Source organism: Arundinibacter roseus, assembly GCF_004348825.1.
In the GTDB taxonomy this organism is placed as follows: domain Bacteria; phylum Bacteroidota; class Bacteroidia; order Cytophagales; family Spirosomataceae; genus Arundinibacter; species Arundinibacter roseus.
The window spans coordinates 171,619-186,594 of sequence record NZ_SMJU01000004.1; the positions used below are offsets into that span (position 1 = coordinate 171,619).

11 protein-coding genes are annotated in these 14,976 nt (G+C 46.6%); 4 read left to right on the forward strand and 7 right to left on the reverse strand.

Going from position 1 to position 14,976, the window contains the following annotated elements; all coding sequences use genetic code 11:
• Positions 1-49 precede the first annotated feature (49 nt).
• Positions 50-1,504, forward strand: a complete 1,455-nt coding sequence (locus EZE20_RS07230; RefSeq protein ID WP_132116027.1) for a DUF1501 domain-containing protein — start codon at positions 50-52, stop codon at positions 1,502-1,504.
• Between the two features lie 27 nt (positions 1,505-1,531).
• A complete protein-coding gene (locus EZE20_RS07235) occupies positions 1,532-3,706 on the forward strand; it encodes an FN3 associated domain-containing protein (RefSeq protein ID WP_132116029.1) in 2,175 nt (724 codons plus the stop codon).
• A 75-nt stretch (positions 3,707-3,781) separates the two neighbouring features.
• On the opposite strand, the gene EZE20_RS07240 is transcribed toward EZE20_RS07235, so the two are convergent.
• The gene (locus EZE20_RS07240) at positions 3,782-4,363 is read right to left on the reverse strand and encodes a collagen-like triple helix repeat-containing protein (protein WP_132116031.1); all 582 of its coding nucleotides are present in this window, start codon (positions 4,361-4,363) and stop codon (positions 3,782-3,784) included.
• Between the two features lie 271 nt (positions 4,364-4,634).
• On the opposite strand from EZE20_RS07240, the gene EZE20_RS07245 reads away from it, so the two are divergent.
• Positions 4,635-5,057, forward strand: a complete 423-nt coding sequence (locus EZE20_RS07245) for an OsmC family protein (RefSeq protein WP_132116033.1) — start codon at positions 4,635-4,637, stop codon at positions 5,055-5,057.
• A 228-nt stretch (positions 5,058-5,285) separates the two neighbouring features.
• Here the strand turns inward: EZE20_RS07245 and EZE20_RS07250 are convergent, their stop codons facing one another.
• Positions 5,286-5,549, reverse strand: a complete 264-nt coding sequence (locus tag EZE20_RS07250) for a SemiSWEET transporter (protein ID WP_132116035.1) — start codon at positions 5,547-5,549, stop codon at positions 5,286-5,288.
• A 128-nt stretch (positions 5,550-5,677) separates the two neighbouring features.
• On the opposite strand from EZE20_RS07250, the gene EZE20_RS07255 reads away from it, so the two are divergent.
• On the forward strand, positions 5,678-6,193 hold the full coding sequence (locus EZE20_RS07255) for a DinB family protein (RefSeq protein ID WP_132116037.1): 516 nt from the start codon (positions 5,678-5,680) through the stop codon (positions 6,191-6,193).
• A gap of 9 nt (positions 6,194-6,202) precedes the next feature.
• Here EZE20_RS07255 and EZE20_RS07260 read toward each other — a convergent pair whose 3' ends face one another.
• From EZE20_RS07260 to EZE20_RS07280, 5 genes are all read right to left on the reverse strand, one after another.
• On the reverse strand, positions 6,203-6,799 hold the full coding sequence (locus EZE20_RS07260) for a Tll0287-like domain-containing protein (RefSeq protein ID WP_132116039.1): 597 nt from the start codon (positions 6,797-6,799) through the stop codon (positions 6,203-6,205).
• 232 nt (positions 6,800-7,031) lie between these two features.
• Positions 7,032-7,523 carry a VOC family protein gene (locus EZE20_RS07265; protein WP_132116041.1) on the reverse strand — a complete coding sequence of 164 codons (492 nt, stop codon included), beginning with the start codon at positions 7,521-7,523 and terminating at the stop codon, positions 7,032-7,034.
• Positions 7,524-7,609: 86 nt separating this feature from the next.
• Entirely contained in the window at positions 7,610-9,118 is a 1,509-nt protein-coding gene (locus EZE20_RS07270) for a glutamate synthase subunit beta (RefSeq protein WP_132116043.1), read from the reverse strand.
• 39 nt (positions 9,119-9,157) lie between these two features.
• On the reverse strand, positions 9,158-13,732 hold the full coding sequence (gltB, locus tag EZE20_RS07275) for a glutamate synthase large subunit (protein ID WP_132116045.1): 4,575 nt from the start codon (positions 13,730-13,732) through the stop codon (positions 9,158-9,160).
• A 300-nt stretch (positions 13,733-14,032) separates the two neighbouring features.
• Positions 14,033-14,959, reverse strand: coding sequence for a ribonuclease Z (locus EZE20_RS07280; protein ID WP_132116047.1), 927 nt, complete (start codon positions 14,957-14,959; stop codon positions 14,033-14,035).
• Positions 14,960-14,976: the final 17 nt, after the last annotated feature.

The window sequence follows — 14,976 nt, forward strand, 5'->3', positions numbered from 1 at the left end:
AGCAGGTAGTACTTTATTTTTCAGGAAGAGAATTTCACAGACAATCCCTATGGAAAAAAATATTTTTGAATTCGGTTTAAATCAAAATAGACGTCATTTTTTGTCAAAATTAAGTCTCGGACTTGGCAGTGCCGCATTAGGCTCGCTACTGATTCCCGATTTGTTTAAGGGAGGTGGCGATCCTGATTCTCAGGAAATGCTCAATGGCCTGGCTCATTTTGCACCCAAAGCCAAACGCATCATTTATTTGTTTCAAAATGGCGCACCCTCTCAGCTCGATTTATTTGATTACAAACCAACCCTGAACAAAATGCAGGGTCAGGATTTGCCCGCCTCCATTCGAGGAGAGCAGCGCCTCACCGGAATGACCGCCGGACAGGCAACTTTCCCGTTGGCGGGCTCCGCTTTTAACTTTAAACAATATGGCGATGGTGGCGCCTGGATTAGCGAGTTACTGCCCAATATTTCACGGGTAGCCAATGATATTTGTTTTATAAAAACCATTCATACCGAGGCTATTAACCATGATCCGGCCCTGACTTTCTTTCAAACCGGAGCGCAGGTTGGCAACCGACCCAGTATGGGCGCATGGCTGAGCTATGGGCTTGGCAGCGAAAACAAAAATCTGCCTGCTTACTGTGTGTTGCTTTCGCGAGGCAAGGGTAACGGACAAGGCGTTTACTCCAAATTGTGGACCAACGGCTTCCTGGATTCCGTGCATCAGGGCGTGCAATTTAGTAGCGGCGAAAACCCCGTTTTGTACCTCAACGACCCCGACGGAATGAGTCAGACGGAGCGACGAAAAATGTTGGACAAACTAGCAGAATTGAACCAAAGTACGTACGCAGAGTTTGGTGATCCTGAGATAAATACTAAAATTCAGCAGTACGAAATGGCGTTTCGGATGCAAACGGCTGTGCCCGAAATTACGGACATCAGCAAAGAGCCTGAAAGTACCGTCAAATTATACGGCCCTGAATGCCTTGTGCCCGGTACCTACGCTGCCAATGTGCTGCTTGCCCGCAAGCTTTCCGAAAAAGGCGTTCGTTTTGTGCAGCTGTATCATCAGGGGTGGGACTCCCACGGCAACTTGCCAAACGAGCTCCGGGGCCAATGTCAGGATGTAGATCAGGCCTCGGCTGCACTTATCACCGATTTGAAACAACGAGGACTGCTTGACGAAACGCTGGTAATATGGGGCGGGGAGTTTGGCCGTACTAACTACTGCCAGGGAAAATTGGCGCCCGACAATTATGGTCGTGATCACCACCCGCGCTGTTTTACGATTTGGATGGCCGGAGGCGGAGTGAAGCCTGGCGTATATGGCGAAACGGACGAGTTTGGCTATAATATTGTCAAAGATCCTGTTCATGTCAATGACTTTCATGCCACGATTTTGCATTTGATGGGAATGGATCATGAAAAATTGACCTACAAACATCTCGGCCGCCGCTACCGTCTGACGGACGTAGCCGGGAAGGTTGTGAACGGTATCATCGCCTGAGTTTCCAAGTTTTCGTAACTACCTCCCTTGCCTGTTGTATTTTTCATTATGCTGCGTTTCAGAACCTTACTATATAACAGTACTTTTTTTCTTTGCTGTTTTCTGGCTTTTATTCTCCTATTCGAAAGCCGAATTCAAATTCCGGCCTGGCTGCAGGTTGTTGGGCGCATGCATCCGTTGCTGTTGCATTTCCCCATCACACTTCTGGTGCTTTACGGACTGGCGGTGTTGTTTTTCCCTCGCCCGCCTTCCCCGAATGCAAAACTTCCTGACTGGACCGACGACGTACTTTTGGCCGGAGCGTTCACAGCAACGCTTACTGCTTTAATGGGAATTTTGCTTTCTCAGGAGGAAGGGTACGAGGCAGAGATGATTTTCTGGCATAAGTGGACCGGCGTCGCCACGGCTTTTCTTAGTTTCGGTTGGTATAGTTTCCGCTCTGCTTTAATGGCCAAAGTTCTGCCTGCTCGCTTGTTTTCTGGGGTAGCGGTGGTTCTGATGCTCGCTACCGGGCACTTAGGAGGAAATTTGACGCATGGAGAATCTTTTCTGATTAGTCCGCTTCTTCCGGCCAATGAAACTGAATCTGTAGCGCTTGACGAGGCGCTTGTGTTTGCTCATGTGGTACAACCTATTTTGGAAGAAAAATGCGTGAGTTGCCATAATACCAACAAAGCCAAAGGCGAACTGATTATGACCACCGCCGAACTTCTCCAAAAAGGCGGGAAAAACGGTACGCCCTGGGATACCACGCAGGCTGATCTTGGATTATTGCTGCGGCGGGTTCACCTTGCTCCGGACGATAAAAAACACATGCCGCCTAAGGGCAAAACCCAGCTAACCGCAGAGGAGATTCAGGTTTTGGAAAGTTGGATTCGACGTGGGGCAAGTTTTATGAGTAAAGTTGTTGAGTTCCCGGCTCAGGATCCACTATTTATCTTTGCTTCCAATCGGCTGCAATCTGGTGGTGCAGCTGAAACTTTTGATTTTGCCGCTGCGTCCGACAAAACTATTCGTGAATTAACTACCAACTATCGCGTCATAACTCCTTTGTCGGCTAACTCTCCCGGTTTGACTGTCAATTTCTTCAATGCAGCTTCTTTCAAAAGTTCGGATCTGACGGAGCTTTCTCCCATAAAAGAACAAATTGTGGTTCTCGATGCGAGCTTCATGCCTTTACAGGATAGCGATTTGGCGACGATTTCACAATTTTCCAACCTTCGCAAACTGGTTCTGAATTTCACCGGAATCACTGGAAAAGCGTTGAATGATCTTACAAAATTGTCTAAGTTGCGAGAACTTTCATTGACTGGAAATACCATTCAATCGACTGATATTCAGAAGTTAAAAGAAATCAGTTCTTTGCAACGGCTGTATTTGTGGAATACTGCAATTTCTCCGGAAGATTTTGTGAAAATTAGAAATGAAATGAAGAACGTCACCTTTGAGTCCGGATTTCGGAGTGATACGGTGGTGCTTCAGCTAAATCCTCCGCTGATCGAAACCAAAGAGCAAATCATAAAAGGAGAATCGCAAATCCGTCTGAAACATCAAATTGCCGGAACGGTTATTCGCTACACAGTGGATGGCACGCAACCCGACAGCCTGTCGTCGCTCGTGTATAAAAATGGAATTCAGATTAAAGAAAATACCCGCCTGATTGCCAGGGCTTTCAAACCCGGATGGTACGGCAGCGGAAGCGTTGAGCGGACCTATTACCGCACGACTTCTAAACCTGACAGCGTGCAGCTGCTTACCAAACCCGGTCAGCAGTATGCAGGACAAGCGGGAAAAGTATTAATTGATGGCGTAAAAAGTGACCGTGATTTCAAAAATGGAAAATGGGTTGGATTTCGGGAAGAACCGTTGTCAGCTATGTTCTATTTTCAAAAACCAATATCTGCCCGGCAGGTTTCATTAAGTATGCTACAAAATATCGGTTCCAGCATTTTTCCGCCCGTTCGGCTCGAAGTTTGGGGTGGGATGGAAGCCGGTAAATTGAAACTACTGGGTTCAAAAAAACTACCAATTCCTGCGGAAAAAGATCCGCGAAATGAAGATCTGCTTTATGAGTTTTCTTTTACGGCTCAGCCGCTCAAATATATCAAGGTGATTGCCGTACCTCTGGCAAAATTACCTCCCTGGCACAGTTCCAAAGGCGAGCCCGGCTGGGTCTTTATGGATGAAATATTGATTAACTGACAAGTATCTCCAACACCATACAAAAACGGCTCAGCAGATTTTGCTGAGCCGTTTTTGTGCCAAATGAAAATTCAATCAATTCTTAGTTGAATACTTCTTGATAGAGCGATCATTCAATTGAAGCAACTCCTGAACTTCCTCATAGTTCGTAAAATCAACTTCTTTTCCCAAACGACCATTGGCTGCAAAATCTGCCGGAATAATCACTACGCGGAAGGTTTGGTTATTCGTCCAGCGAGGTTCGAGCGTGGTGCGATTGAACTGCGTATCAATAAAAACACTCACATCCAGAAACGTATGATCGAAGTTGTACTGCAAAGCTCCCTGAGGCAAGAAAGTGGTTTGCGGTAACAAACGCCAAACGGGGATGTCCTCGTTTCCGTCTTCAATCGTTTCCCACAAACGATAGACAAAAACGGCATCAGACTCAAAAACCTCCACCTCATCAGCCGGAAATTCAAAATAAATGCGATAATCATTTCCAGTATTGAATGTTCCCGTAATATCAAACACAGTTCCCAAAATATTGACGCCGGGTTCTCCCTGAGGGCCTCTTGGGCCGGGAAGTCCTTCCAGACCTTCGGGTCCGGCGGGGCCTTGACAACTCATCGTGAAAGCAGTAGCAAAAAGGGTTAAGGCAAAAAGGATCTTTTTCATGGCAAAAAATTAAAGTTAAAAATGGATAGAAAAATTTGAGTAAAGTTCCTGTATCAAACTCCCGTTCTGACATTTTATTGCGGGTTAGACCCCTACGCAGGCGTCAGGTTTAATCTGATGGATTGCATAAATAAAGTAATTCCTCAATTCAACCAAAAAAACTTAGTGAAAAGTAGAGGCTAATGGAAAAGCTAGGCTTTTGCGAACAGTTTGATCTTAATAACCGTTATATACGTTCAGGAATTTATAACTCATAAAACCTTCATAGACTATGATTAACAGAAAAGCGACCGCCATTTGGAAAGGAACAGGAAAAGAGGGCACCGGAACTGTAAGTACCCAAAGTACTGTTTTGGACAACGCCCAATATTCGTTTAATACTCGTTTTGCAGAAGGAATTGGCACCAATCCCGAAGAACTGATTGCCGCTGCACATGCAGGCTGCTTTGCTATGAAACTTAGCTTTGAACTCAATGCCGCAGGTTTTACTGCCGATGAGTTGAACGTAACTGCCATAGTTTCATTAGATCCTGCACAAGGGGCTATTACAAAAAGTCATTTGGTGCTGAAAGCAACAATTCCGGGAATTGAAGCAGAACAATTTGCTGAAATCGCAGAAAAGTCAAAAAAGGAATGTCCAATTTCAAAGTTACTTACCGCGGAGCTAAGCCTTGATGCTGAACTTGTGGGGTAATTTATGTAGGTATCTCTTAGTTACAAGGGCATCGTGAATAGCGATGCTTTTTTGTATTTTGGCTGTTACGCCTTTTTTGGTGTTTTCATCAGCAACACGCTCCTACGGGGTAGTTGGTGAAAACACCATAGCCGTCAGGTTAACTTTATCAGAGGATATAAATAAAAAAATCCTGCAAATGTAGTTGGCAGGAAACGCAAATAACCAGAAAAAGAGAAACTGAATGTGTTAAATACCGTTGGGATTGCGATACTTAAATTTGAAAAACAAAATGGTTAGTGATAATAACAAAGTAACCGCATTGGCCGCAACTACCGGAAACGAATTGGTCATCACACCGTAAGTAAGCCACATCAAGACGCCAACCGTAAAAAGCAAAAACATGGCGAGAGATACATCCTTGGCAGATTTGGTTTTGTAAATGTGCATGACCTGAGGCACAAAAGCGAGGGTGGTCAGAAAGCCCGCCAAATATCCTATTGTTTCGAGCATAAAATAAAGGGTTTGTGATTCATAATTTTACCGGACAAAGATAGCGGTAAAATCATATAAAAATACATGTATCAGCTATATATTCTTTGAAAAATACAACAGATTGATTTAATTGTTTGGTTTTTAATATGGAAAATTCACTGAACACACGCGAAGTTTGGCTTCGGGGGCCTTTGCCCGAGTATTCGCCATTTGTACAGCCGGTTGCACATGCGCTTTTGCAGGCAAGAGAAGAGCTTCACACCTTAATGAATGGATTTGACCCCGTAAAACTTTGGGCAAAACCCGCAGGAGTAGCGTCAGTAGGTTTTCATTTGCAGCATCTGACGGGAGTTTTGGATCGACTGTTCACGTATGCACGTGCAGAAGCGCTGACGAGTGGTCAGTTGCAATTTCTGAAAGCCGAGGGGATTGCTTCCTCTATTTCTCCTGATGAATTGATAGAAGCGTTTGATAAACAGGTAGATAGAGCGCTGAGACAGTTGTTGCAAACGGACGAACATGTGCTGACGGAGGTTCGTGGGGTAGGGAGAGCACAACTTCCCTCGACAGTATTGGGACTTTTTGTACATGCTGCTGAGCACAGCATGCGTCATTTAGGTCAGTTGCATGTGACCGTCCGAGTGGTAATGACTAATAAATAATGATTGCTATTATTTTAGAAAGGTAATTTTCCAAAGCCCTCTAAAATCTCCGGAAGCGTAGCCGGTGGCGCGGTCGTCAGGATATTTTTCCTGAATCACCCGTAAGGTAGTAGGCTCAATGTCGGTGGTAGGATCGCCGTGGCATTTCAGGCAGGTAGGCATCGCTACCAAAATTGGTTTGAAATAAATTGCCTGTTTTTTGTTTTCGATAAGTATCGGTTTGAGCGGCTCCTTGTCTGCGTGTTTTTTGGCAAAAGAGTGCAAAACAGGCAAATCTTTGAGAGTGGGTTTATCTGCCGGATTTCGATATTTTTCGGAAATGCGTTCAATCCGAATCTGTTTACCTGCCGTTTGTCCGGCAAGAATAGGTAAGGCATTGGTGTTACAAAAATCAACGGCATGAGCGGTTCCTTTTTCAGAAATTGCCTTCATAAGTGCTTGCATAACTGCTTTTTGGGCGCTTTGGGAAAGCGAATCTCCCAGGGTTTGGTACCTTTCAGTTGTACCGCTTGCAGAAGCTATCTGTGAGGGAGGTTGGGTGATTTTATTTTGGCAGGAAACCAATACAGAAAATCCCAAAAGTAGAGTGAGCGATAGGTTTTTCATTTGGATTCACTTTTTTGAAAGGCAATTTTGTATAAAACCCAGCCAAAACCCGCCACAAGGTGAAGCATGACTAGTGCGAAAAAGAAAGCAGCCATAATGGTACTATGAAAAATGTGAAAATTCAGGCCGGAGGACCGACCTGCGTTCTATTTGGCTCAATAGTACGACAAAAAAAAACCTTCGCCTGTGACCTTTGTCACCCTCGAAGGTTTTTTGAAAAAATCATTTCCGGTTATTCCACTTCACGTAAAAGGTTTTCAAGATCAAGCGGGCGCGTATACATCTTTATGGAATCATCAGAATTCCTAGGCCATTCTTCCTGCGGGCGATCCCAGTACAATTCTACGCCATTTTTGTCCGGGTCGTCCAGGTAAATTGCCTCCGAAACTCCGTGATCTGCCGCTCCTGTAAGAGGATACCTTGCATCCGTCAGACGTTTCAAAGCAATTGCCAAATCTTTACGAGTTGGAAAAAGAATGGCTGTATGAAAAAGTCCCGTGCTGAATCGGGGGGCAGGTCCGGCACCTTTGCTCTGCCAGGTATTGAGCCCAATGTGGTGATGATAGCCTCCCGCCGACACAAAGGCAGCGTCTTCGCCGTACGTTGCGGTTTTTGTAAAGCCCAGTAAGTCACAATAAAAGTACAGGGCGCGAGATAGATCAGCGACTTTTAAATGTACATGGCCGATGCGGGTTCCTGCCGGAATTTGGTAGGTAGAGTTCATGGTTTTGGTGAAAAATTAGTTGATGAAACAAAAAAGAGGATGCTACTTTACCAGCAGCATCCTCTTACAAAAAGTTTCGCAATCGGCTATACTTTCGCAAATTGTGGCGTAAGCATCGATACCGACTTTGCTTCGAGCAGCGACTCACCCATCAAATATTCATCCACTGCACGAGCAGCTTCTCGTCCTTCGCTGATTGCCCATACCACAAGCGACTGCCCCCGACGGCAATCACCGGCAGCAAACACTTTTTCGTTGGAGACTGATTGATACTTATTGGTTTTGATATTTCCACGTTCGTCATATTCCAGTTCAAGACTGTTGAGCAGTCCTTCCTGCTGTGGATGTAAAAAGCCAGCAGCCAACAGCGCGAGTTCGCAGGGAATTTCCCGTTCGCTTCCCGCTACTTCCTGCATACTCAGGCGTCCGGTTGCTGGGTCTTTTTGCCAGTCAAGTTCTACAATTTTAAGGGCTTTCAGATTTCCCTCTTCATCTCCCACAAACGATTTTGTATTGATAGACCATTTACGGTCAGCGCCCTCTTCGTGTGAGGTAGAGGTCCGTAGCATCATGGGCCAATTGGGCCATGGTGTACTTTCATCACGATCTTTGGGAGGCATGGGTAAAAGCTCGATCTGCGTAACCGAAGCTGCGCCGTGCCGATTGGATGTACCCACGCAGTCGGAGCCGGTATCTCCTCCGCCAATCACAACTACATTTTTGTTAGTCGCTAATAGTTCGCCATTGGTATATTTCATTCCCTGATGATCCACCGCCACGGGAAGTTCGGCTACTCGTTTGTTTTGCTGACTCAAAAACTCCATGGCAAAGTACACGCCTTTCAGCGGACGGCCTTCAATTTTCAAATCCCGGGGAACGGTCGAGCCGGTTGAAAGAACCACGGCATCAAAATCGCGGAGTAGTTCGTCCGCTTTAATGGTTACACCAACCTGCACATTGGTTCGGAACTCGATACCTTCCTGCTCCATAATGGCGAGACGGCGGTCGATATATTTTTTCTCCAATTTAAAATCCGGAATACCGTAGCGCAGCAGCCCGCCGATTTTGTCAGCCCGCTCAAAAAGCGTTACCGAATGTCCGGCCTGATTGAGCTGAGAGGCAGCCGCCATCCCGGCCGGGCCGGAGCCCACCACGGCTACTTTTTTGCCTGTCCGTTTTTTAGGAATTCGAGGCTGAATCAAATTGAGTTCAAAAGCTTTTTCAGCAATTGATTTTTCAATAAACTCAATGGCAACAGGCGGTTTATTAATTCCAAGTACACAAGACGACTCGCAGGGAGCGGGACAAATACGGCCTGTAAATTCCGGGAAATTGTTGGTGGAAGCCAGAATGTCATAAGCCAACGCCCAATTTTGGTCGTATACAGCATCATTGAACTCAGGAATTATATTCCCGAGTGGGCAGCCATTGTGACAAAACGGAATCCCGCAATCCATGCAGCGCGCCGCCTGCTTAATCGAATCCTGTTCGTGGTGAACTGTTTCTATTTCTTTATAATCATGAATCCGTTCTTCAACAGGGCGTTTTTTGGGCAATTCACGATCAAACTCTAAAAATCCGGTTGGTTTTCCCATACCTATATATACTGTTTTAAAAATCAAAATGAAAAATTATCAGGACTGCGCCACATCAATCACGATGTCTTTATACACCACATTCTTATCATTGATTTGTTGCGATAAGGTGATATTCCGACTTTCCAGGGCGGTCTTGAAGTCATTCGGCAGGACTTTCACAAACTGACCGATGATTTGCTGCCAGTTTTGAGAAATCATAAAGGCCACATTACTGGTCGTGTATTGGAAATGCTTGTCGACCAATTGACGAAGAATGCTTTCATCTTCCGGGTTTAGCGAAGTCACAGAAACCATATCTCCATTGACTTTTTCACGGAAATCCTGCGCTTTGTCCCACACATAGGCTACACCGCCCGACATCCCGGCGGCAAAGTTGCGTCCGGTTTCACCCAGAATTACCGCCACGCCGCCAGTCATGTACTCGCAGCCGTGGTCACCCACGCCTTCTACCACTACCTTGGCGCCAGAGTTCCGTACGCAAAAACGCTCACCAGCAGTTCCACGGATGAATGCTTCCCCGGAAGTAGCTCCGTAAAAGGCCACATTACCCACGATGATATTGTCCTCCGGACTAAACTTTGCGTCGCGGTCGGGGTATACGACAAGTTCAGCGCCGCAGAGACCTTTTCCAAAATAGTCATTGGCGTCGCCTTCCAGTTCAAGGCGAATACCAGCGGTATTGAAAGCCCCAAAACTTTGTCCGGCGGTCCCTCTGAATTTGAAGTGAATCGTACCCGTTGGCAGGCCTGTGCCAGCATATGTTTTAGAAATCTCATTCGATAACATCGTCCCGACAGCGCGGTTGAGGTTAATGATTGGGAATTCAGCGTATACTTCCTCGGCATTTTCCAGAGCAGGTTTGGCTTTTTCAATCAATTCCAAATCCAGAACAGCATCAATGCCGTGATCCTGCTCTTCCTGCTTGAACTGCGCTACATCAAAACCAGCATTTTCTTTGTACAGAATTGGATCGAAATTCAGATTCTTATATTTCCAGTGTTTCAAATCCTGCCGCATTTCCAGGTACTGCACCTGACCAACCATTTCGTTGACCGAGTGGAAACCGAGTTGTGCCATGATTTCCCTCATTTCCTGCGCCATGAAGTAAAACATATTTACCACGTGCTCAGGTTTTCCGGTAAAGAGTGCTCTTAACTCCTTGCGCTGAGTAGCCACGCCGACAGGGCAGGTATTGAGGTGACACTTGCGCATCATGATACAGCCCGCTGCCACGAGGGCGGCAGTAGCCACGCCCCATTCTTCGGCACCAAGCAAAGCCGCAATCGCCATGTCGCGACCGGTCCGGATTTGTCCATCAGCCTGAATCGTCACCCGACCCCGCAACTTATTTTTTACCAGCGTTTGGTGCGTTTCGGCCAATCCAAGTTCCCAGGGCAAGCCTGCATGCCTGATCGAACTTAAAGGCGAGGCTCCCGTGCCACCATCATAACCGGCAATCAGAATATGATCGGCGTGAGCTTTGGCCACACCCGTCGCTACGGTTCCAACGCCTGCTTCTGACACAAGCTTTACGCTGATTCGCGCCTGACGATTGGCATTTTTGAGATCAAAAATCAGCTGCGCCAGATCCTCAATGGAATAAATATCGTGGTGAGGCGGAGGAGAAATCAACCCTACACCCGGCGTAGAATGCCGCGTGCGACCGATCCAGTCATCTACTTTATGACCCGGAAGCTGTCCACCTTCGCCGGGCTTCGCACCCTGCGCCATTTTGATTTGTAGCTCCTGCGCATTGCTGAGGTAGTGACTTGTTACGCCAAATCGACCGGAAGCCACCTGTTTGATGGCCGAATTGAGGCTATCACCATTCGGCAACGTGTTGAATCGTAGTTCATCTTCGCCGCCTTCGCCCGAGTTGGACTTACCACCAATACGGTTCATGGCAATGGCCAATGTGGTATGCGCTTCCCAGGATATTGATCCGAACGACATCGCACCGGAGGCAAATCTTCTGAAAATACTTTCAACCGGTTCTACTTCTTCAATCGGAATTGGCGTACCTTTTTTGAATTGCATCAAACCACGCAAAGTCATTGCTTTCTGACTTTGATCGTCGATTAGTTTTGAGTATTTTTTGAAAATCGAATAATCATTTTCTTTGGTGCATTGCTGCAACAGGTGCACGGTTTGCGGATTAAACGTATGGGCTTCCCCCCGTTGTTTCCACTGATAAAAGCCGCCGACTTCCAGGTGCGGGCGCAGGGTAGGAGTTTCGGGATAGGCCACTTTGTGACGTACCAATACTTCCCGTGCTATTTCGTTGATACCCATTCCGCCAATGCGGGAGATGGTTCCGGTAAAATATTTGTCAACTACTTCTTTATTCAAACCAAGGCATTCGAAAATTTGTGCGCCCTGATACGACTGCAAGGTAGAAATTCCCATTTTCGAGAATATCTTCAAAAGCTCTTTATTAACAGCCTTTATGTAGTTGTAATATAATTTTTCGTCAGTAAAATCGCCTTCAATCCGACCGGAGCGGTTCATGAACGAAAGCGACTCAAACGCCATGTAGGGACAAATACCCGATGCACCATACCCGATGAGCGTTGCAAAGTGATGAGTTTCCCAAATGTCTCCGGCTTCTACCAAAATTCCGACCTTTCCACGTAAACCCCGGCGAATCAGGTGGTGGTGAACTGCCGAAACTACCAATAACGAAGGAACCGGGGCGTGATCTGAATCAATGGCACGATCGGACAGAATGATTAACTCAAATCCGTCTTCTATGGCATCTTCGGCATACTGACAAATCCGTTCGAGTGCTCGTTCGAGGCCTTTGCCGCTCTGATCTGCGCGGAAATAGGTGTTAATAGTTTTTGCCTGAAAATGGTTCTTGTCTACAAACCGAAGTGTATCAAACTCCTGTACGGTAAGTACCGGATGAGGTAGCTCGATTTGGCGGCAGTGAAGCGGTGTTTCGGTCAATATATTTTCGGTTGCTCCCACAAAACCAATCAGCGACATGATGGAACGCTCCCGAATAGAATCAATCGGCGGGTTGGTAACCTGAGCAAATAACTGCTTGAAGTAGTTGGACAAGTGCTGACTTTGTTCAGACAAAATAGCCAACGGAACGTCTGTTCCCATCGAACCAATCGCTTCCATTCCAGACTGAGCCATCGGCGCGAGGATCATCCGCAGGTCTTCCGAAGAAAACCCGAAGGCCATTTGACGCTTAATCAGGGCATGATCGTCGTATTGACGATACATCCGGATCGGCTGATCCAGATCCGAAACGTGAAGTTTATATTCGTCGAGCCATTCCTGATAAGGTTTGCGGGCGCAAATTTCATTCTTCAATTCTTCATCAGGAATAATACGGCCCTGCTCCATATCTACCACAAACATTCGTCCGGGTTGCAGGCGTCCTTTCATTACAACCTTCGACTGATCTACTTCCAGCACTCCGGCCTCGGAGGCCATAATGATCGTATCGTCGTTAAGCACCCAATACCGGGAAGGGCGCAGACCATTTCGGTCGAGCGTAGCGCCAACGATCTTGCCATCTGTAAACGAAATCGACGCGGGGCCATCCCAGGGTTCCATAATAGCTGCGTGGTATTCATAGAACGCCCGGCGAACAGGGTCCATCTGCTCATTGCCGTCCCAGGCTTCCGGAATCAGCATCATCATGACGTGCGGTAAAGACCGACCGGATAGATAAAGCAATTCAATAGCGTTGTCAAGATTGGCCGAGTCGGATTGTTTGGCGTCGCAAATTGGCAAAATCATCTCCATTTCTTCTTTGGTGAAGAAATCAGATTCAAATGCTTTTTCACCGGCACGTATCCAGTTTACATTTCCTTTAACGGTGTTGATCTCACCGTTGTGAGCAATGTAGCGGAAAGGCTGCGCCAATTTCCAGGAAGGGAATGTATTGGTAGAAAACCGCGAGTGTACAACCGCAAAGGCCGAAACGACCGATTCGTTATCCAGATCGGGGAAATAATATTTTAGTTGATTTGTAGTCAGCTGACCTTTATAGGAAATAGTCCGGCTCGAAAGCGAAGAAAAGTAAAACTGATCTTTGGCACCTTTCACACCCGCAATCAGCTTCGTGACGACCTGTCGCAAAATGAACAACTTGCGTTCAAAGGCAAGGTCGTCCTCGATTAGGTCAGGCTGTTTCACAAAAAGCTGTTCAACATAAGGCTCCACCGAAAGTGATCCATCGCCGAGCGTGTCGTTCAGGGTTGGCACCTTGCGGTAGCCCAGCAGGGTCATACCGAGTTTTTTGATCTTTCGGTTCAGAATATCCCGGCATTCTTCCCGAACCTCATCATTTTGTGGAAAGAAAATCATACCTACGCCGTATTCACCAGCCGCAGGCAGCTGAAAACCCAGCGCCAGACCTTCTTCCACGAAAAATTCATGCGGGATTTGTAACAGCAAACCGGCACCGTCTCCCGTATTAGGGTCGCAGCCACAGGCTCCCCTGTGATCCATACGCTCTAACATGTGGATGGCATCGGCGACAATTTGATGCGACTTACGCCCTTTCATGTGTGCCCGAAAACCGATCCCACAAGCGTCATGCTCAAATTCGGAACGATATAATCCAGGCTGATCTGATACTTTTTCTGACATTTGTCTACTAGCTATTGTACGGTATAATTATTTACAAATTTGATAATTTAATTGATTGAAGTGCTCAATTAAAAGTAAGGCGGAAACTCGTATCGGGCAGATGATGAAGCAAATTGATGCAAGATAATAATAAAAAATATTTGGCTAAATAGGCCAAAAGCAAAATATTATAGATATAGTATAAAGTTGCTAATTAATTTATACTATATCCTTAAATATTGATAAAGTTTCAAGGATTCGTGGTGAATCATGCGATTTTCCTAAATTCGATTTTAGTAGCGTTAACTACTTTTCGGGATTTTACCGTGGGCGGGAAGGCAGGTCGAAGGTTTCGCCTTCGCTTGCCAGGTGGGTTTCTGGAAAAACAGCCCGGGCCTCATCGAGTGAAGGCCCCGACTCGGAGTAGCGGGAAGAAAGATGTCCGATCAGGAGTCGGCCCGCCCCGCAGGCTTTGGCAATCAATGCCGCCTGCCGGGCGGTGGAATGGTAGGTTTTGGTAGCCCTTGCTGCCTGATCTTCCCGGAAGGTGGCTTCGTGATATAGACAATCTACCTCCTTTATGTAAGGAACGAGTGCTTCCTGAAAGATAGTATCGGAGCAATAGGCGTAGGAGCGTGGGGGAGATGGCGGATTGGTAAAATCCTCGACAGCATAAAGTAAGGTGCCATCGGCCTTATAAATATCCTGCCCTTCTTTCAACAAACGCAGGTGTTCGTGATTCATAGCGGGGAGGATTTTCTCTTTACGTAATTTTCGGTTTCCGGTTTTTTCACGAAAAAGAAAACCTGTACAGGGCACCCGATGAAGGAGTGGCAAGGTCTGCACTGTAAAAAGAGTGTTTTCATAAATTACCGAGGGCTTTTCAGCATCAATCGCGTGAAAAGTCAACAGGTAGGAGAGCCGTGTGTCCGAATGCCGGAATATTTCGGTCAGGATGTCATTAAGTCCTTTGGGGCCAAAAAGCAGGAGTTCGTCAGTTCGCTGTCCGAGGCTCAAACTTGTCAGCAGGCCAAACAGCCCAAAGTAATGATCGCCGTGCAGGTGGGAGATAAAAATGCCTTTCAGCCGCCCCGGACGAATATGTTGCTCCATAAGCCGATACTGTGTACCCTCGCCACAATCAATCAGGTAATATTCATTCCCGAGCGTTACGACTTGCGCTGAGGGGAACGAATGTAGCGTCGGAGAAGCCGACCCTGAACCTAGAATTGTGATTTGAAACGTCAAGGATATACCGGGTTAAT

Coding starts and splice junctions, on each gene's coding strand:
- EZE20_RS07230 (WP_132116027.1), top strand. CDS start 50: ATGGAAAAAAATATTTTTGAATTCGGTTTAAATCAAAATAGACGTCAT.
- EZE20_RS07240 (WP_132116031.1), bottom strand. CDS start 4,363: ATGAAAAAGATCCTTTTTGCCTTAACCCTTTTTGCTACTGCTTTCACG.
- EZE20_RS07245 (WP_132116033.1), top strand. CDS start 4,635: ATGATTAACAGAAAAGCGACCGCCATTTGGAAAGGAACAGGAAAAGAG.
- EZE20_RS07250 (WP_132116035.1), bottom strand. CDS start 5,549: ATGCTCGAAACAATAGGATATTTGGCGGGCTTTCTGACCACCCTCGCT.
- EZE20_RS07255 (WP_132116037.1), top strand. CDS start 5,678: ATGGAAAATTCACTGAACACACGCGAAGTTTGGCTTCGGGGGCCTTTG.
- EZE20_RS07260 (WP_132116039.1), bottom strand. CDS start 6,799: ATGAAAAACCTATCGCTCACTCTACTTTTGGGATTTTCTGTATTGGTT.
- EZE20_RS07265 (WP_132116041.1), bottom strand. CDS start 7,523: ATGAACTCTACCTACCAAATTCCGGCAGGAACCCGCATCGGCCATGTA.
- EZE20_RS07270 (WP_132116043.1), bottom strand. CDS start 9,118: ATGGGAAAACCAACCGGATTTTTAGAGTTTGATCGTGAATTGCCCAAA.
- gltB (WP_132116045.1), bottom strand. CDS start 13,732: ATGTCAGAAAAAGTATCAGATCAGCCTGGATTATATCGTTCCGAATTT.